Origin of the sequence: Streptomyces blattellae (assembly GCF_009709555.1) — a bacterium.
In the GTDB taxonomy this organism is placed as follows: domain Bacteria; phylum Actinomycetota; class Actinomycetes; order Streptomycetales; family Streptomycetaceae; genus Streptomyces; species Streptomyces blattellae.
Window position 1 is genome coordinate 1 of sequence record NZ_WJBG01000211.1, and the last position, 16,330, is coordinate 16,330.

The following is a 16,330-nucleotide window of genomic DNA, read 5'->3' on the forward strand; positions in this document are numbered from 1 at the left end:
GGATCGGGGCCCTTGGGGTGTCCAGCGAAAGCCCTGTTATGGCCCACTCCGGCGTGTGGTCCGGAGCGGCATCCACCCAGGTCAGAAGCCACGTGTGGCGGCCGTTCAGGTCGCTCACAGACCTTGGAACCCGTACAGAGACAGGGCCGCTATCACGCTTCGATGTCCCGGCCGCCCTGGAGGGGGGTATCCCCCAGGTCCCACGGGGTCGTCCGGCTCATGCGAGCCAGGCCACGGCCCCACTCGGCCGGACGGTGCCGCCGGTCCGCACGTCACGCGGGACACGGCTGGCCAGCTCGGCCGGGTCCTGGCTCTCCGGCCGGGCCGTCGGGTCCAGCCCGCCACGGCCCACACGGACAGCCGTGGACATGGACGCCGTGGCGGGGTCCGGGCCGTCGGTATGCGTGGCACCCAGCCGGGCCACGACTTCAGCGGCCACGGCGGCCACCCGTTCGTTGGTTCGCTGATGACTCACGCGGTCACTCCCTTGGGGTCGGCCGTACCCCGGCCGTGGCGGACGAACCCGGGAACGTGGGCTCCACGCGGGTCCTTGAAGACGTGGGCACACAGGCCCCGGAACTCCGTGCTGGTGATGGCGGCCACCAGCTCCGGGCGCTCCACGGCCAGGGCCGCCAGGATGCGGGCCCGGTGCGTCAGGGCCGTGACCGACGGGTCCCGGTGAGCCTGTAGCCAACTCAGCACTTCCCGGCGGGTGTTGGCCGGTGACCGGTACGTCATCGGGCGGCCCCCATCTCCAGCTCCTCCGGTCGCAATGGGTTCTCCATGTGGCCCGCCCGGTACCGGGCGTCCGCCGCGTCCACGTCCGCCAGGTCCAGGCCCAACACCGGGGCCAGCTTGCGGACCTCATCCACGGAGCCGGACCGGGGCGTCCACCCCTCCGCCAGGTGGTTGGCGACGGCCACGGCGACACGGCCCGTGGCGTCCTCCCGGTCCGTCTGCTCCGGGAGCCAGGCAACAAAGTTCACGTCAGCCTCCAGGGCCTCTCTGGGGGCCCGCCAGGGCCCAGGCAGGGGAAGGGGGCCCGGCCCTGTCGCCAGGCCCCCAGGTGGGCGTTCACGCCTTGGAGGTGGCGTCCCGAAGGGCGGAGACCAGCCACTCCCCCGTTACGCGCGGGTCCGTGGACTGCGCCACGTGGAGGATCGCGCCCCACTCGCTTCCGTCGGTCACGTCGTCGTTGGCGTACTTCAGTCCCGCCGGGGCCTCCACGTCGCCCAGCTCCAGGGACAGGTACTCCGCGCGGGCCCTGACGGCCGCGAACCGCTGGTACGCGCGTTCGGCCTCCACGGCCAGCTCCGCCATGCGGGCGTGTTCGCCCTCCAGGGCCTTCACCAGGGCGTCCCGCTCCTCCGCCATGACGCCGGGTCCGTCTCCATGGCGTCGTACTGGGCCCTCAGCTCCCGGGTCCGGTCTGGGCCGCCTGGAGGGCCAGGAGTTTGTCCTCCCGCTGGGCCAGGTCGTCCACGCGCTTGTACGCCTTGGGGGCCGGGCCGCCCGCCAGGTGGGCCGCGTGAGCCTCCCGCCGCTCCCGCTCCTGGCGTTCGTCGGCCGTCCGCAACTCCCGGAACTCCTCCCGGAGACGGCTCACCACGTCCAGGCCCTCCCGGAGGGCCGCATAGGCGTCATGGACCCGCTTGGGGGCCGTCGGCTCATGCCACACGATGGTCACCACCGGCCAGTTGTCCACGGTCGTCCGTGCGCGGTCGTCCAGGGCGTCATGGGGGTTGATCGGGAGTGAGCCATGAGCAACAAGAACCTCACGTTGTGGCATTGAGCCTCCCCATCGTTCACGTCGCGGATCAGCCTAGATACGGAGCGCGACCAACATGCAGTGTTTTACAAAAACTTCTGCGTGTATGAGATCGCGCATCACTTCGGGATCGACGACGCGCGGCTGCACGCGCTGGGATACGGCTGACCGTCGGGTGTCGTCCTGCGCGTGTCCTCTTGTGGGCGGCGGGAGTTGGGCAGGTTGACTTCTTCGCCCTCCCCGGAGGTGGCTGCTCGTGCGCCCCTTGTACGTACCCGTTCGCCTGGCCGCCACAGTCGTGGCCGTCGCCGCTGCCGCCGGCTGTCTGAACGTGGGTGACGACGAGCCGGGCGGGGGCGGCAAGCCGTCGCATTCCGCCGGGCAGCGGGGTGGCGAGGCGCCCGACGGAGGATCGGCCGTGTCGGGCGGTGGCTCCGGGTACGGGACGGCGACGGGCGGCAAGCGGGACGGCAAGGGCGGCGAGAAGGAGCGGGGCGGCAAGGGCAGGGCGGGGGAGGAGTCCGGGGGGCCTTCGGCCTCGGCTTCCGCGGCCGGGAGCGGGGCTCCTTCGGCGCCGGTGGATCCGGGCGGGCCCGGCGGGCCGGGTCAGCCGGGTGAGCCGGGGGTCCCCGTGCCGGCCAAGCCGCAGCCGACGCCCACGCGGACGGTCGCGCCGGAGCCGACGCCCACGCCTCCGGCGCCGACCGTCTCGCCGGATCCGACGGTCGCCGAGCCGTCGTCGTCGGCGCATGGAGAGACGGCACCGCAGCTGGCCCAGCGGGAGCCCGCGCCGACCGCGGGGTCACCGGCGTGAGGGTGTGATCTGTCTCTCGGTGGCGCGGTTTGCCTTGGGGGCTGGTGGGTGCGTATGGTTATAGATCGTTTGATTCATTTGCCCGGCGCCACAGAAGAGCGCGCCGTGTGGCGCGTTCTCTCCCTTGCCGTGGCTGACCGCATAGAGGCGGTCGTATTGCGAAATCACGGAGTTGACGGGCGCGTGCCGACGAGACTCCGGAAGGTTTCGCATTCGCATGTCCATTTCCAGTCCTGATCACGTCGTCGTGCCCGAGAACGGGGACGAGACCGTCGAGGCCCCCGAGGTCACCTTCGCGGACCTCGGTCTCCCCGAGGGTGTTGTGCGCAAGCTGGCGCAGAACGGCGTGACCACCCCCTTCCCGATCCAGGCCGCGACCATCCCGGACGCCCTGGCCGGCAAGGACATCCTCGGCCGCGGCCGCACCGGCTCCGGCAAGACCCTTTCCTTCGGTCTGCCGGCCCTGGCCACGCTGGCCGGCGGCCGCACCGAGAAGCGCAAGCCCCGCGCCGTCATCCTCACCCCGACCCGTGAGCTGGCCATGCAGGTCGCGGACGCGCTCCAGCCGTACGGCGACGTCGTCGGCCTGAAGATGAAGGTCGTCTGCGGCGGCACGTCCATGGGCAACCAGATCTACGCCCTGGAGCGCGGCGTCGACATCCTCGTCGCCACGCCGGGCCGGCTCCGCGACATCATCAACCGCGGCGCCTGCTCCCTGGAGGACGTGCGGATCGCCGTACTCGACGAGGCCGACCAGATGTCCGACCTGGGCTTCCTGCCCGAGGTCACCGAGCTGCTCGACCAGGTTCCGGCGGGCGGTCAGCGGATGCTGTTCTCCGCGACCATGGAGAACGAGATCAAGACCCTCGTCGACCGGTACCTGAACAACCCGGTCAGCCACGAGGTCGACGCCGCGCAGGGCGCCGTGACGACCATGTCGCACCACATCCTCGTCGTGAAGCCCAAGGACAAGACACCGGTCACCGCCGCGATCGCCTCCCGCAAGGGCCGCACGATCATCTTCGTCCGCACCCAGCTCGGTGCCGACCGCGTCGCCGAGCAGCTGCGCGACGCCGGGGTGAAGGCCGACGCGCTGCACGGCGGCATGACGCAGGGTGCGCGCACCCGGACGCTGGCCGACTTCAAGGACGGCTACGTCAACTGCCTGGTCGCCACGGACGTCGCGGCGCGCGGCATCCACGTCGACGGCATCGACCTCGTCCTGAACGTCGACCCGGCGGGCGACCACAAGGACTACCTGCACCGGGCCGGCCGCACGGCTCGGGCAGGCCGCACCGGCACGGTCGTCTCCCTCTCCCTGCCGCACCAGCGCCGCCAGATCTTCCGGCTGATGGAGGACGCGGGCGTCGACGCCTCGCGGCACATCATCAACTCCGGTACGGCGTTCGAGCCCGAGGTCGCCGAGATCACCGGTGCCCGTTCGATGACCGAGGTCCAGGCCGAGTCCGCGGGCAACGCGGCGCAGCAGGCCGAGCGTGAGGTCGCCCACCTCGGCAAGCAGCTGGAGCGGGCGCAGCGGCGCGCGGCCGAGCTGCGCGAGGAGGCCGACCGGCTCGTCGCCCGGGTCGCCCGCGAGCGCGGCGAGGACCCGGAGGCGGCGGTCGCCGAGGCGCAGGCCGCGGTGGCGGACGCTGCGGTGGCGGAGGCCGGGGCGGCGGAGGCCGCGGTGACGGGGTCCGCGGTGGCGGAGGCCGTCGAGGTGTCCGTGCCGGAGCAGCCGGTCGCGCAGGATGTGGACCGGGCCGGGGCTCCGGCGCCGTACGAGCGGCGTGAGCGCCGGGACAGCGACCGGGGTGGCCGCTCCTTCGACCGTCGCGACGACCGCGGTGGGTTCCGTCGCGACGAGCGTCGGGACAACGACCGGGGTGGGTTCCGTCGTGACGACCGGCGCGACGAGCGCCGCGATGACCGGCGCGATGACCGGGGCGGCCGTTCCTTCGAGCGTCGGGACGGCGACCGTGGCGGTTTCCGTCGCGATGACCGGCGTGACGACCGTCGCGATGACCGGGGTGGCCGTCCCTTCGAGCGCCGCGATGACCGCGGTGGCCGTTCCTTCGAGCGCCGCGACGGCGACCGTGGCGGTTTCCGTCGCGACGACCGGCGTGACGACCGTCGGGACGACCGGGGTGGCCGTCCCTTCGAGCGCCGCGATGACCGCGGTGGCCGTTCCTTCGAGCGCCGGGACAACGACCGCGGTGGCTTCCGCCGTGACGACCGTCCGTCCGGCCGTCCCTTCGAGCGCCGGGACGAGCGCGGCGGTCACCGTGGCAGCGACCGCCCCTTCAACCGCGACCGCCGCGACGACCGCCCGGGCTTCCTCCCCCACTCTCGAACCCGCTCAAGCGGGGGGACCCCCATCGGCGGCCACGACCGCCCGTACGGCCGTCGTGACGACCACCGCGGCGGCGGCACCGGCTCGTCCTCCTTCGGACGCCGGGACGACAAGCCGCGCTGGAAGCGCAACGGCTGACGCCGGGTGAGCTGATCCCGGAAGGGGCCTGTACGACCTCGGTCGTGCGGGCCCCTTCCGGCGTTTCCGCACCCGTGACCGAGCGGCCCGAAAACGCTTGCTCCGTACCTGTGAACTCGCTGTAAGATCAGCCGACTCAGAGGCGGATGCGACGGCCGGGGGGCCTGGGCATCGAGAAGCGGTGCGTGTCCTGCCTCACATCTTGGGGAGGGTCTCCTTGGCTCGTCATGCCTGCATACGCATACGCATACGCAGGCGTATGCGCACGCGTACGCGCATACGCCTGCGCGTGCTCGCCGCCTCAGCCGTGCTGGCGGCCGGTCTGGCTCCGCTGCTGCCGTCGACCGCCGTCGCGGACGCGCCGCAGGAGACGGTGGTGCCGGCGACACTGCGGGACTACCCGCTCACGGCGACGTTCCGCTCGTCGTCGACCGGCAACGGCCATGACGCCGCCGGTGCGCAGGGTGTCTTCCACACCATGGAGGGCCGCAGCGGTCTGCTGTGGACGCGGTACGCGGACGGCGAATCGGTGAGCGTTCCCGCCGCGCCCGCGGGCACGGCGGCCGCGACGACCGGCACCGACGTCCTGGCGTACAAGTACTCCGACGGCCGCGTCGACTTCTGGGACGCGACCGACGGCACCCGCGCCACCCTGCGCGTCCCGGCCGGGCTCGGCTACCTGACGTCGTACGACGATCTGACGATCGGCTATCGGAACGTGACCGCCGAGGACGGCACGGCCACCCGGGAGATGCGTCTGCTGACGCCGGGACCGGACGGCACCACCGGCGATGTGACCGTCACGGGCGGGCCGGCCGGACTGGTGCTCGGGCAGGCGGCCGGCGCGGACTCCGGGATGCTGTACTTCCGGGCCTCGGTGGCCGGGGAGCCGGGCCTGGCCGCCGTGGACCGTGCGAGCGGCGAGGTGCGCGGCTGGAGCGGTCCGCTGCCCGTGTCGTACTCCAGGGTGGCCCTGGGCGGCGGCCGGGTCGTGGTCTCGGCGCTGGACAAGGCGACGGTCCTGGTGCTGCCGCGTGACCTGTCGACGGCTCCGGTCGAGGTGAGGCTCGCGGGGGCCGGCGACGGGGCGAACGCGACGAGCAACCTCGCGGTGGTCGGTGACTGGCTGGTGAACGGGGCCTCCGCGACGACCGCGCAGCCCCTCGCGGGCGGTGAGCCGGTGACGCTGCTGGCGTCGTCGCAGAGCGGCGTCGCGATCGGTCCCGACGGCACCGCGGTCAAGGTCGGCACCGGGACCGGGGAGCGCGGCATCCAGCGCCTCACGCCGGGGGCGGACGGAGGCGCTCCGGTCGTCACGCTGGTCAAGCCGCTGCCGAAGCCGCCCCTCCGTATCCAGGGCATCTCGCTCGAACAGGGGCGCCTGGTCGTCACGGACAGCTCCGGGACCGTACAGCGCAACGACTACGTGCGGACCGTCGCCGTCACCGGCACGCCCGCGTTCGGCGAGCGCTCGCCGTTCACGCCCTCCAGCCTCGCGATCGCGCGCTGCGGGTCCGCGGAGATCGGCTGCGAGCCGATCTTCGGCACCGCCGACGGCCGGATCGCGTGGCTGGAGCAGCAGGGCGAGAACAACGTGCTCCGTGTCAACGGCCCGACGGAAGCGGGCCTTTGGGAGCGGCAGGTGTACTACGAGGGGCGCATCGTCGATGTCTCCGGGCGGTACATCATGTACGCGGACCCGGGCCAGCGGCAGGTCTACAAGATCGACGACCAAGGTGACGCGGTCGCCACCGCGGTCGGCGCGGCGGCTCTCGACGCCGATGTGCTGTGGACGACGGGGAGGACCGCGGGCACGGTCACGGCGCTGAACCTGTCCACCAAGAAGTCCACGACCGTCACCACGGATGCCGGCTGCAAGCCCACCGAACTCCAGGCCCTCGGCCGCTACCTCTACTGGACCTGCGACAACAGGGCCGGGGTCTACGACCGTACGGCGAAGAAGTCCGTCGCCGTACCGGCCGGCGAGGCGAAGCTCGGTGACGGGTACGTCGTCACGCACGACAAGCAGGCCGGCAAGCTGACGCTCACCACGGTCGCCGGCGGTACGGCGGCGAGTCGGGTCGTCGGGGACCTGCCGGACACCGGCGCCTCGCAGCGGGACGTGCGCTGGACGGTCGACGAGTCGGGCGCCAACGCCGCCTACGTGGACGACCGGGAGCAGGTGCACCTCGTGCCCTCCGGAGTCCCGCAGCAGCCGCTGAGCCTGCTCGCCCCGGCGGCGAAGTCGGCCTCGGTCAAGGCGCGCACGCGCGACACCGTCCCCGACACGCTGGCCACCCTGCTGCTGTCGAAGCCGTCGGCGAGCTGGCGACTGACCGTGCGCGACAGGGCGACCGGAAAGGCCGTGGACACCCGGACCGGCGGCGCCGCTCGCGGCGAGCTGAGCGTCGGCTGGGCCGGCACCGACGCCGAGGGCACGTTCCTGCCGAACGGCTCCTACGACTGGACGCTGTCCGTCGCGCCCGCGGACGGCGTCGGTGCCCCGCTGGCGGTCACCGGCACCGTGGCACTGCGCGGCGGCGCCGCGGCCCGCCACGACCACCTCGCCGGCGACGGCATCGGCGACCTGCTCACCCTCAACGGCTCCGGCGGCCTGACCTTCCACCAGGGCACCGGCAAGGGCACGTTCTCGGGCAAGGTCACCGGCAGCGGCTGGCCGACCACCGCGCGGTTCGTCTCGTACGGCGACCTGAGCGGCGACCGCTGCAACGACGTGCTGGTCCGTTACAGCAGCGGGGCACTGCGGCTGTTCAAGCCCGGCTGTGGCGCGGCGCTGAAGCCGTCGACGTCCTACACGACCCTCGGCACCAGCGGTTGGACCCAGTACGACGTGCTGACCGCGCCCGGCGATGTGAACAAGGACGGCCTCCCGGACCTGATCGCGCGCAACTCCTCCACCGGCACCGTCTACCTGTACAAGGGCACCAGCACCGGCAAACTGGCGCCGCGCGTGAAGCTCTACGACAACTGGAAGACGTACAAGAAGGTCGTCGGGGCAGGCGACCTCAACGGCGATGGCGTCGGCGACCTCCTCGCCCAGGACAAGTCCGACAACCTTTACCGCTACTACGGCACCGGCAACGGCGCTTTTGGCACCCGAGTGAAGATCGCCACCGGCTGGGGCGCCTCGTACAACGCGGTCGTCGGGGCCGGCGACATCACCGGAGACGGGAAGAGCGACCTGGTCATGCGGGACACGGCGGGGAACCTGTACCGCCAGACCGGCAACAGCAAGGGGTCCTTCGCGGCCCGGATGAAGATCGCAACCGGCTGGCAGGGCTACAAGGGCATTTTCTAGAGAGCTCCAGAGGGAGCCAGAGGTTTCTGGAGGCTTCCAGAGGTTTCTAGAGGGCTATTTTCTAGCCAAGTTGTGACGTGTGTCATGCCTCCGGCGAGGGAATCGCTGGTGGCATGACAGATGACGCCATAGCGAGTGGGCTGTCTGACGAAGAGCGACTGGCCCAGCTCGGCTACACGCAGGTTCTTGCCCGCCGTATGTCGGCGTTCTCCAACTACGCGGTCTCCTTCACGATCATCTCGGTCCTGTCGGGATGTCTGACGCTGTACCTGTTCGGCATGAACACCGGCGGCCCCGCCGTGATCACCTGGGGCTGGGTCGGGGTCGGACTGATGACACTGTTCGTGGGCCTGTCGATGGCCGAGATCTGCTCGGCGTACCCGACATCGGCGGGCCTGTACTTCTGGGCCCACCGGCTCGCGCCCCCGCGTACGGCCGCCGCCTGGGCCTGGTTCACGGGCTGGTTCAACGTGCTGGGCCAGGTCGCGGTGACCGCGGGCATCGACTTCGGGGCGGCGTCCTTCCTGGGCGCCTACCTGAACCTGCAGTTCGACTTCGAGGTGACCGCGGGCCGCACGATCCTCCTCTTCGCCGGGATCCTCGTCCTGCACGGCCTGCTGAACACCTTCGGGGTGCGGGTGGTGGGTCTGCTCAACAGTGTGAGCGTGTGGTGGCATGTGCTCGGCGTGGCGGTGATCGTCGGCGCGCTCACCTTCTCCCCGGACAGCCACCAGTCCGCGTCCTTCGTGTTCGGCGAGTTCGTGAACAACACGGGCTGGGGCAGCAGCGTGTACGTCGTCGCGATCGGCCTGCTGATGGCCCAGTACACCTTCACCGGTTACGACGCCTCCGCCCACATGACCGAGGAGACGCACGACGCGTCGACGGCCGGCCCGAAGGGGATCGTCCGCTCCATCTGGACGTCATGGATAGCCGGTTTCGTGTTGCTGCTCGGCTTCACCTTCGCGATCCAGTCGTACGAGGGTGCCCTCACCTCTCCGACCGGCGCACCGCCCGCGCAGATCCTGCTGGACGCGCTGGGCGCGACGGCCGGCAAGCTGCTGCTCCTGGTCGTGATCGGGGCGCAGCTGTTCTGCGGGATGGCGTCGGTGACGGCCAACAGCCGGATGATCTACGCCTTCTCCAGGGACGGCGCGCTGCCCTTCTCCCGCGTCTGGCACACGGTGAGCCCGCGCACCCGCACCCCCGTGGCGGCCGTGTGGCTGGCGGCGATGGGCGCGCTGGTGCTCGGGCTGCCGTACCTGATCAATGTCACCGCCTACGCGGCGGTGACCTCGATCGCCGTGATCGGCCTGTACATCGCCTACGTCATCCCCACGCTGCTGCGGCTGCGCAAGGGCGAGGACTTCGAGCGCGGGCCGTGGCATCTGGGGCGCTGGTCCCGGCCGATCGGCGTGGTGGCGGTGGCATGGGTCGCCGTGATCACGATCCTCTTCATGCTGCCGCAGCTCTCCCCGGTCACCTGGGAGACCTTCAACTACGCACCCGTCGCCGTCCTCGTCGTCCTCGGCTTCGCCGCGACCTGGTGGCTGGCCTCGGCCCGGCACTGGTTCCTCAACCCCGACCACGAACGGACGATCGCCCGCGAGGCGTCCCGCACGGGCGCACCCGAACCGGTCGATCCGTAACACCCCTGGGCACACCTGACACACCTGACACGCCTGAGCACTCCTGGGCACCCCTGGACACTCCCGGCCCGCTCCGCCGGTCCGGCACGGCCGGGTCCCCGATACCCGATCGGAGACCCGGCCGTGTCCGGCTATGCTCGTGGAGGCAACATCGCCTGGGCCCTTAGCTCAATTGGCAGAGCAGTGGACTTTTAATCCATTGGTTGTGGGTTCGAGTCCCACAGGGCCTACGGTGCGGGTGGCGGGGATACCCCCTCTGACCTGCTGAGCAGCGCCTGACCCGACTTCGGTCGGTTCGGGCGCTGCTTCGTTTCCGGGGCCGTGCGTGAGCGATGCGTGAGCAGATGTGCCCGTGACGGCGGTCTGCTCGGCGAGGGCGGTGCCCAGGAACAGAGGTGGCGGGCGGAGCTAAGGCGGCCTCACCCTCTTCGGCCTCGTACTCCACCCCGTCCAGCACCTCCTCCAGCAGGGCGGTGGCCCGCTTCCACAGGTCCGGATCCGCCACGTACTTTGTGCCCTCCCCGGGCAGCGACAGCCGGTACCGGGCGGCCCGGATGCCGAGGTCGGCGTAGGCACGGCGGATGAGGTCGAGCGCGGCATGAGCCTCGTCCACGGCCTGCTCCAAGGTGCAGAAGATATGCGCGCCGTTGAGCTGGATGCCCCGTATGCGGGTGAGGCCGCCGAGCACAGCGGACAGCTCTGAGCGGTACGGCCGCCCAACTCGGTCATCTCAATGGCAGTTCGCGATAACTGTGCGACCGGGAGCGGTAGATGAGAGCGTGGTGCGGACAGAGGCTGGGCCGCAGGACCACCCCTTCGCTGGCCAACTCACTCATCGGTCAGCGCGCCGGGACAGGGTCCGGCGTCGTCGTGGAGGACGGCTTGGCGCGCTTCATGGGGGAACCGCAACAGGGAGGCGCGGGCCGGGCGAAGCCCTTTTCCGCGCCTCGGCTCACGATCCGTCGATCAACTCCTGTACCTCGGGCGGAATCCTCTTGTCGGAGCGGAGGACCCTGAAGGGCTCCGCCTGCTCAGGAGAGGACCCGATCGCTATGACCACGTCCGGAGAAATGCCGCTCACCGCATAGGCGTTCTCCGAGGACTCCGGCACTTCGGCGGCTTGGTCATTGGTGTCACGGCACGGCGGACTCGTGGCGGTGCCGAGCTTCTGTCCGACCTTGACCTCGACATCCGAGAGCCTTATGTACGTGCGGCCTTCGTAGAGGACGTCGCTCGCGCACAAACTCTCGCCATTCGCGTCGGCACCTTCTGAACCTTCTGATCCACACCCGACCGCGGTGAACGCCACGGCTGCCAATCCCGCCGCAATCGCATGTCGTCCGACCCAGCTCATGGAGTCTCCCTAGTAGATGCTGCGAAGCCCCATGACGTCGCCCTTACCGAGTGTCCTCTTCTTCACTTCGCAGCGGTCCGCCTTGGTGTACATCGTGAGATTCGAATGTCCGGAACCCACGTGGCCCAGACCGAAGACATGACCGGCCTCGTGCGTGCCCGTGTTGAGAACATCGTGGTACAAGCCGTAGCAGGTGCTCGTCGGATTCTTCGTGAAGTCGAAGTCCGCGATGTTGAACCTCACGTCCGCTTCCCGGAGGTCGTTCTTGCCGACCGGGTTGGGCCATGTGTGCGCGCAGGTCGAGGCGACGGTCCCGGCGGCGAGGTCACCGGCGTCCCACGTGCTCTTGCCGTCCCGGGCGGTGCACGTCCCGTGGTTACTTATGTCCGCTTCGTACGTGGTCGTGCCCGCGTAGTGACTCTTGGCGGGTACTTGGTCGGTCAGGCCACAGTTGTTGGTGCTGGCGGTGATCCGTCCGATGGAGCCTTCGAAGTACTCCAGCGCCTGAAGACGTGTCATGCCCGCGGGATAGGCCCCGTCCCCGAGGTACCAGTTGTATATGCCGTACTCTTTCCGGTCCAGTGTCGAGTAGGCGCCGTCCTGGCACTCGCCGGGGGAGCTCGCGGCGTCCGCCTCGGCCACTTCGAGGCCGTCGGGTGCGGGCGGCTCGGACACCGGTGAGTCCGATTCCTCTGTCAGATCACCCGCCGTCAGCCGCGGGCTCACGACATCGGCACGGTCCTCGCCCGCGGTGGGTGACTCCGTGTTGGCCGTGGTCAGGTCGTAGGAGACCTTGCCGTCCGCAGCGACAATCAGCGTGAATCCGTGCTCTGTACCGTCTTCGGACAGCGCGTCGATACTCACCGCGGTGTCGGCCTCCGGCATCTCTATTCCGGTGCCGTCATAGGTGACGACGACACCTTCCACATCGCAGGTGTGTACGTTCAGGCCGGTCGGCAATTCGTAGACCGACAGCTCTTCCGCAGTCGGACATATCGGTATCGCGCTCGTGCCGGCCTGTGCGCTGCCCCCGGCGACAGCGAGCGATGCGGCCAGCGTGAACGCTGCGCCGGTTCTACCTATGAGCCCTGGACGACGTCCAGCCACTCTCCCACCCCCTGTGATCCAGTCCCATTGCGCGGGACGTTTATCGAACAGATATTCTGTCATCGCGTGATCGCGACCCGAAAGGGTGATTCCCGGCCACTGATCCGGATCGGCACAGGCGTACCGCCTCTCGTGACGAACCGTCATCGCCCCCGCGCAGCGCGAGGTTCCCCGCCCCTGGACGCGCTGGCGCCGGTGACGGCCCGGCTCGCCGCGTACGGAACGGAGTTCGGGGAGACGACGGGCGGCCGTACCGCATGGCTGATCACCGGCGAACTCCCGGCACGGCACGTGCGGGACGTAGAGCTGTGCCTGCCGGGGCTGACGCGTGGTGAGGGCGTGTGGTGGTCACGGCCGTCGGGGGACCGGCCGCTGCGGGCGGAGCGTTAGAGCCCTGGTCAGCGGCGTGCCATGCGTGAGCGATGCGTGAGCGGATGGTGTGGCACGAGCCTGCTACTGGTGGATTGATCTTCATGGCGCACATGCTCTGACTTGGTGGTTCCGGAACGCCACAGCGCCACTCGGAACCACCCGTCAGGTTCTGGCCAGGACTTTTAATCCATTGGTTGTGGGTTCGAGTCCCACAGGGCCTACGGTTCGACCCCAGGTCAGGGCGCATCTGAACTGGGGCCGACGTCGTTTTCGGGGCCTCAGTGATCGTTAGCTCGCCCGATGCTCGCCCGAAAGGTGGGCGATCAAGGATTGGGTTTCGCCTCGTGCACGACAGGGGCCGGGTCTGCGCTGTCAGGCCCGGCCCCTGCCCTGAGTAGCCGCGCGCAGCCAGCAGCGCGGACATGGGATACGGCCAGCCTATGGGCCGCCACTGACATGGAGCGGCCCCGGCCGGATCGGCGTCCGGTCGGGGACCTCAGGTGCTGCTGTCAGGCCTTCGGCGGGATGATGAACCCCCGCACCGGCTTCGGCTCCGGGTCACGCGACTCCGGCTCTTGCGCGCGCTTCCACGCCGCCACCAGCTCCGCGTACCGCGGGTCGATCCATTCGGACATGCGTCACCTCCGCCGTCAGACTACGGGGGGCTCCGGCTTCGGCATGGGACGGATGGTGCACTCCGGGGCGTGCTGGCACTTGGCCGCGACCGATACGAGAGTCTCGTCGGACTGCGGGCCCCACAGCTGCGGGTCCGCATCCCAGCCCAGTTCTGTGATCTTCTCGCGGGTCCGGTCCAGGATCGGCGGGTCGTAGTTCGTCGGGTCGTACCCGGGATAGTGATGCACGAAGGCGCCGCCGAGGTTGGAACACAACTCGGCGTACATGGCGGTGTGCAGGATCAGCGCGTGCCAGCCCTCGTCGACGATCCGCGACGGCGCCAAGCCCACGCCGGGGTTGCGCGAGCAGGCGGCCACGAACTTCAGGGCCTCCTCGACGATCCGGCCGGCCATCTCCTCGCTCATGTCCGGGTTGGCGTCCAGGACAGTGCCGCGGCAGCTGGTGAACTGCCGGTCGGTGATGAGGAGACGTGGGATCGCGGGCACCGGACCGGGCTTGGGCTCCGGGTCGGGTCCGGGATTCGGAGGTAAGGTCACGGTGGATCTCCTTCGCTGGTTGCGGACGGAGGTGCACCCGCCTGGCCGGGAGTTCTTGCCGGATCCACCGGTCGGGCGGGAGTTCGTGCGGCGGGCGGAAGGTTTCTATCCGTCCGACAGGGCGCGTGCGATCAGGACGCGGGCCAGGATCCGGATCGGTGTGGGGTCCGGCTCGACGAGGTCGGCGTGCTCGCGGTGCGCGTAGACATCCCAGCCGGGGCCGCTCAGGGCTGCCTCGTGCCACAGGAACACGGCGTCGTCGGGGTCGGTGATGAGGCCGTCGCAGTGCCGGCAGACGTGCAGCGCGGTCACGGTGTGGCCCCGCTGTGGCAGGTGCAGCGGCATCGGCGCAACAGCGTGATCCTGGGGGCGCCCGGCATGGGTACGTCGGCCAGTTGCGTACACGAGTCGTGTACGTCTTCGTAGCCGGGGCGCTCGGCAAGTTGGCACTCTGCCGAGAGGTCTCGGTCTGCCGTCGTCGGCGACGGCATGGTACTTCTTGGCATTGTCGGCGCTCCTCAGCAGCGTTGGCCGCGCCCCCGGACGTTCGCCCGTCGCGGGGGTTTTGACGATCTGGCCAGCGTCGTGTGACTGTTGGTGTCGACTCGATCCCCCACCGGTAATCTCACAGTGAGATGGAATCCCATCCCGTACGCGATACCGGGGGCCGCCGTGGGGACCGCGCTGGAGCCGATCGAGCTTCCCGACTGGGCATGGGAGCGCGCTGAGGTCCGCCAGTCCCTGAGAGCCCGCGACATCGGCGCCGTGTTCCGGCACGCGCAGCAGTACGCCGGCGCCAGCCAGGCCCGCATCGCCACGGCGACCGGTATGACGCAGGCCCGCGTCTCCGAGATCATGAGCGGTCGCCGTGAGGTGTCACGGCTGGACGTGTACGAGCGGATCGCCGACGGGCTTCACATGCCCGACGATGCGCGCCACCTCCTGGGCCTGGCCGCGGGCCGGGAGCGGCGGACGGGCGGGGCCGCATTCGACCTGGCCGCGTTCCCGGAAGTGGTGCGCGTGTACGCCGCGCAGAACTCGGCAGCCGAGGAGATCCAGCAGCAGGCCCGCGAAGCCGCGGAGTTGGACGTGCTCGCCGTGCGCGGGCTCGGGCTGATCGGTCTGAACGATTCGCTGCTGCGCGCCTGTCTGCCGCGCGAACAGGGCGGCAAGGGCCTCCGTGTCCGGGTCGCTCTCCTCGACCCCGACAGTGAAGCCCTGGTGCGGCGGGCGGCCGAGATCGGGGAGTCTGCGGAGTCCCTCGCTGGCGGTGTGCGTCTCGCCGAGGCGCGGCTACGGGAGCTTGCAGAGGTGGGTGACGTCGGGGTGTGGCGGTACCGGATGCTGCCGACGTGGCGGCTCATCCGCACGGACTCCACGATGTTCGTCGGCGCGTTCGATGCGGGGTGGGAGGGGCACGAGTCGGCGCTTTACAAGGTGATGGAGACGCCGCACGGCCCGCTGTACCGCGGGTTCCGGCGGATGTTCGAGGCGGTCATCGACGGCGCGGAGCGCACGATCTGACGAGAAGGGAACCGCAGGTGATCGAGGCGGAGTTGAAGGCGCGCGTGCACGCCCCCGAGGCGGTGATGCGGCAACTGGACGATCGCGCCGTGGTGCGGATCGAGGTATACCGGGACACGTACTACGACCGGCCGGACGGCTCGCTGGAGAAAGCCGGGGAGGAGCTGCGGGTACGGACCGTGCATGGCGCGGACGGCACGCGCACCGTGCTGACGTACAAGGGTGCGGCGGTCGACGCCGAGTCCGGGTCGAAGCCCGAGCACGAGACCAGCGTCGAGGACGCCGACCAGGCGCACGCCATCCTTCGCGGCCTCGGGCATGTGGAGCTGATCGCGTTCGAGAAGCGGTGCCGGAACTACGACTTCACCGCGCACGGCCGGCAGATGCTCGCCACTCTCGTGCGGGTGCCGGAGATTGACGGGACGTTCCTGGAGGTCGAGACCCTCGTTGACGAGGCGGACGTGCCCGCAGCCCTGGACGACATCCGCGCGGTGCTCGCCGAGCTGGGCATCGGCTCGGAGGATCTGACGCGGGAGACGTACACGGGCGCGGTCGCCGCTCGGCGCCGCTGACACCCGGGCATGACGAAAGGCCCCCTGCACGGTCGTGGTGACCGTGCAGGGGGCGTGCTGTTCAGCGGGCGAAGAGGGCGAGGGCGCCCGTCGCGGCACCGGCCACACCGGCGAGGACGCCGATGGTGGGCATGGGCCAGCGGGCACGTTCGAGGGTGCGGATCCTGAGCTCATGGTCCTGAACATCC

The 16,330-nt window shown here is 70.2% G+C and carries 18 protein-coding genes, 1 tRNA gene and 1 pseudogene; 9 read left to right on the top strand and 11 right to left on the bottom strand.

What is annotated here, in order from left to right:
- Nucleotides 1-217: 217 nt before the first annotated feature.
- From GFH49_RS28245 to GFH49_RS41060, 5 genes are all read right to left on the bottom strand, one after another.
- Entirely contained in the window at nucleotides 218-475 is a 258-nt protein-coding gene (locus tag GFH49_RS28245) for a hypothetical protein (protein ID WP_155056179.1), read from the bottom strand.
- Nucleotides 472-738: a hypothetical protein gene (locus tag GFH49_RS28250; RefSeq protein ID WP_155056178.1), complete on the bottom strand. Its 267-nt coding sequence runs from the start codon at nucleotides 736-738 to the stop codon at nucleotides 472-474. Before GFH49_RS28250 ends, GFH49_RS28245 begins: the two co-directional genes overlap by 4 nt.
- Nucleotides 735-986 carry a hypothetical protein gene (locus GFH49_RS28255; protein ID WP_155056177.1) on the bottom strand — a complete coding sequence of 84 codons (252 nt, stop codon included), beginning with the start codon at nucleotides 984-986 and terminating at the stop codon, nucleotides 735-737. The genes GFH49_RS28250 and GFH49_RS28255 overlap by 4 nt, the downstream gene beginning before the upstream one ends.
- Nucleotides 987-1,074: 88 nt before the next feature.
- The gene (locus GFH49_RS28260; protein ID WP_155056176.1) at nucleotides 1,075-1,374 is read right to left on the bottom strand and encodes a hypothetical protein; all 300 of its coding nucleotides are present in this window, start codon (nucleotides 1,372-1,374) and stop codon (nucleotides 1,075-1,077) included.
- A 37-nt stretch (nucleotides 1,375-1,411) separates the two neighbouring features.
- Nucleotides 1,412-1,789 (bottom strand): hypothetical protein, encoded by a 378-nt coding sequence (locus GFH49_RS41060; protein WP_155058886.1) that lies wholly within the window; start codon nucleotides 1,787-1,789, stop codon nucleotides 1,412-1,414.
- Nucleotides 1,790-1,816: 27 nt separating this feature from the next.
- On the opposite strand from GFH49_RS41060, the gene GFH49_RS41835 reads away from it, so the two are divergent.
- From GFH49_RS41835 to GFH49_RS28295, 6 genes are all read left to right on the top strand, one after another.
- Nucleotides 1,817-1,936, top strand: a complete 120-nt coding sequence (locus tag GFH49_RS41835) for a metallopeptidase family protein (RefSeq protein WP_521970550.1) — start codon at nucleotides 1,817-1,819, stop codon at nucleotides 1,934-1,936.
- 88 nt (nucleotides 1,937-2,024) lie between these two features.
- Nucleotides 2,025-2,582, top strand: a complete 558-nt coding sequence (locus tag GFH49_RS28275) for a hypothetical protein (RefSeq protein WP_155058887.1) — start codon at nucleotides 2,025-2,027, stop codon at nucleotides 2,580-2,582.
- Nucleotides 2,583-2,799: 217 nt separating this feature from the next.
- Nucleotides 2,800-5,073, top strand: coding sequence for a DEAD/DEAH box helicase (locus GFH49_RS28280; RefSeq protein ID WP_155058888.1), 2,274 nt, complete (start codon nucleotides 2,800-2,802; stop codon nucleotides 5,071-5,073).
- 259 nt (nucleotides 5,074-5,332) lie between these two features.
- Nucleotides 5,333-8,392, top strand: coding sequence for an FG-GAP-like repeat-containing protein (locus GFH49_RS28285; protein WP_155058889.1), 3,060 nt, complete (start codon nucleotides 5,333-5,335; stop codon nucleotides 8,390-8,392).
- A 113-nt stretch (nucleotides 8,393-8,505) separates the two neighbouring features.
- Entirely contained in the window at nucleotides 8,506-10,041 is a 1,536-nt protein-coding gene (locus tag GFH49_RS28290) for an amino acid permease (RefSeq protein ID WP_155058890.1), read from the top strand.
- A 157-nt stretch (nucleotides 10,042-10,198) separates the two neighbouring features.
- A tRNA-Lys gene (locus tag GFH49_RS28295) sits at nucleotides 10,199-10,271 on the top strand.
- A 158-nt stretch (nucleotides 10,272-10,429) separates the two neighbouring features.
- Here the strand turns inward: GFH49_RS28295 and GFH49_RS40495 are convergent.
- From GFH49_RS40495 to GFH49_RS40500, 3 genes and pseudogenes are all read right to left on the bottom strand, one after another.
- Nucleotides 10,430-10,880 (bottom strand): annotated as a pseudogene (locus GFH49_RS40495) (aminoacyl--tRNA ligase-related protein); the annotation flags it as partial.
- A 113-nt stretch (nucleotides 10,881-10,993) separates the two neighbouring features.
- Nucleotides 10,994-11,395 carry a DUF6281 family protein gene (locus GFH49_RS28305; protein WP_155058891.1) on the bottom strand — a complete coding sequence of 134 codons (402 nt, stop codon included), beginning with the start codon at nucleotides 11,393-11,395 and terminating at the stop codon, nucleotides 10,994-10,996.
- A 9-nt stretch (nucleotides 11,396-11,404) separates the two neighbouring features.
- Entirely contained in the window at nucleotides 11,405-12,649 is a 1,245-nt protein-coding gene (locus tag GFH49_RS40500; protein ID WP_230396540.1) for a zinc metalloprotease, read from the bottom strand.
- Here GFH49_RS40500 and GFH49_RS28315 point away from each other — a divergent pair.
- Nucleotides 12,635-12,892: a hypothetical protein gene (locus GFH49_RS28315; RefSeq protein WP_408055963.1), complete on the top strand. Its 258-nt coding sequence runs from the start codon at nucleotides 12,635-12,637 to the stop codon at nucleotides 12,890-12,892. The two genes, GFH49_RS40500 and GFH49_RS28315, sit on opposite strands and share 15 nt — an antisense overlap.
- Before the next feature lie 491 nt (nucleotides 12,893-13,383).
- Here the strand turns inward: GFH49_RS28315 and GFH49_RS41065 are convergent, their stop codons facing one another.
- The 3 genes from GFH49_RS41065 to GFH49_RS28325 form a co-directional block, all read right to left on the bottom strand.
- Entirely contained in the window at nucleotides 13,384-13,509 is a 126-nt protein-coding gene (locus GFH49_RS41065) for a hypothetical protein (protein ID WP_268867527.1), read from the bottom strand.
- A gap of 15 nt (nucleotides 13,510-13,524) precedes the next feature.
- A complete protein-coding gene (locus GFH49_RS28320; RefSeq protein WP_230396541.1) occupies nucleotides 13,525-14,046 on the bottom strand; it encodes a glycine-rich domain-containing protein in 522 nt (173 codons plus the stop codon).
- A 105-nt stretch (nucleotides 14,047-14,151) separates the two neighbouring features.
- Complete coding sequence (locus GFH49_RS28325) at nucleotides 14,152-14,391, bottom strand: hypothetical protein (protein WP_155058892.1); 240 nt, start codon at nucleotides 14,389-14,391, stop codon at nucleotides 14,152-14,154.
- Nucleotides 14,392-14,676: 285 nt separating this feature from the next.
- Here GFH49_RS28325 and GFH49_RS28330 point away from each other — a divergent pair, with 285 nt between their 5' ends.
- Nucleotides 14,677-15,570: a helix-turn-helix domain-containing protein gene (locus GFH49_RS28330; RefSeq protein WP_230396542.1), complete on the top strand. Its 894-nt coding sequence runs from the start codon at nucleotides 14,677-14,679 to the stop codon at nucleotides 15,568-15,570.
- 17 nt (nucleotides 15,571-15,587) lie between these two features.
- Nucleotides 15,588-16,142 (top strand): class IV adenylate cyclase, encoded by a 555-nt coding sequence (gene cyaB / locus GFH49_RS28335; protein ID WP_155058893.1) that lies wholly within the window; start codon nucleotides 15,588-15,590, stop codon nucleotides 16,140-16,142.
- Nucleotides 16,143-16,330 lie beyond the last annotated feature (188 nt).

Excerpts from the sequence above, each read along its gene's own strand:
- GFH49_RS28325 (WP_155058892.1), bottom strand. The coding sequence starts at position 14,391 with ATGCCGCTGCACCTGCCACAGCGGGGCCACACCGTGACCGCGCTGCAC.
- GFH49_RS28280 (WP_155058888.1), top strand. The coding sequence starts at position 2,800 with ATGTCCATTTCCAGTCCTGATCACGTCGTCGTGCCCGAGAACGGGGAC.
- GFH49_RS41060 (WP_155058886.1), bottom strand. The coding sequence starts at position 1,789 with ATGCCACAACGTGAGGTTCTTGTTGCTCATGGCTCACTCCCGATCAAC.
- GFH49_RS28260 (WP_155056176.1), bottom strand. The coding sequence starts at position 1,374 with ATGGCGGAGGAGCGGGACGCCCTGGTGAAGGCCCTGGAGGGCGAACAC.
- GFH49_RS28290 (WP_155058890.1), top strand. The coding sequence starts at position 8,506 with ATGACAGATGACGCCATAGCGAGTGGGCTGTCTGACGAAGAGCGACTG.
- GFH49_RS40500 (WP_230396540.1), bottom strand. The coding sequence starts at position 12,649 with ATGACGGTTCGTCACGAGAGGCGGTACGCCTGTGCCGATCCGGATCAG.
- GFH49_RS41065 (WP_268867527.1), bottom strand. The coding sequence starts at position 13,509 with ATGTCCGAATGGATCGACCCGCGGTACGCGGAGCTGGTGGCGGCGTGG.
- GFH49_RS28305 (WP_155058891.1), bottom strand. The coding sequence starts at position 11,395 with ATGAGCTGGGTCGGACGACATGCGATTGCGGCGGGATTGGCAGCCGTG.
- GFH49_RS28285 (WP_155058889.1), top strand. The coding sequence starts at position 5,333 with ATGCGCACGCGTACGCGCATACGCCTGCGCGTGCTCGCCGCCTCAGCC.
- GFH49_RS28250 (WP_155056178.1), bottom strand. The coding sequence starts at position 738 with ATGACGTACCGGTCACCGGCCAACACCCGCCGGGAAGTGCTGAGTTGG.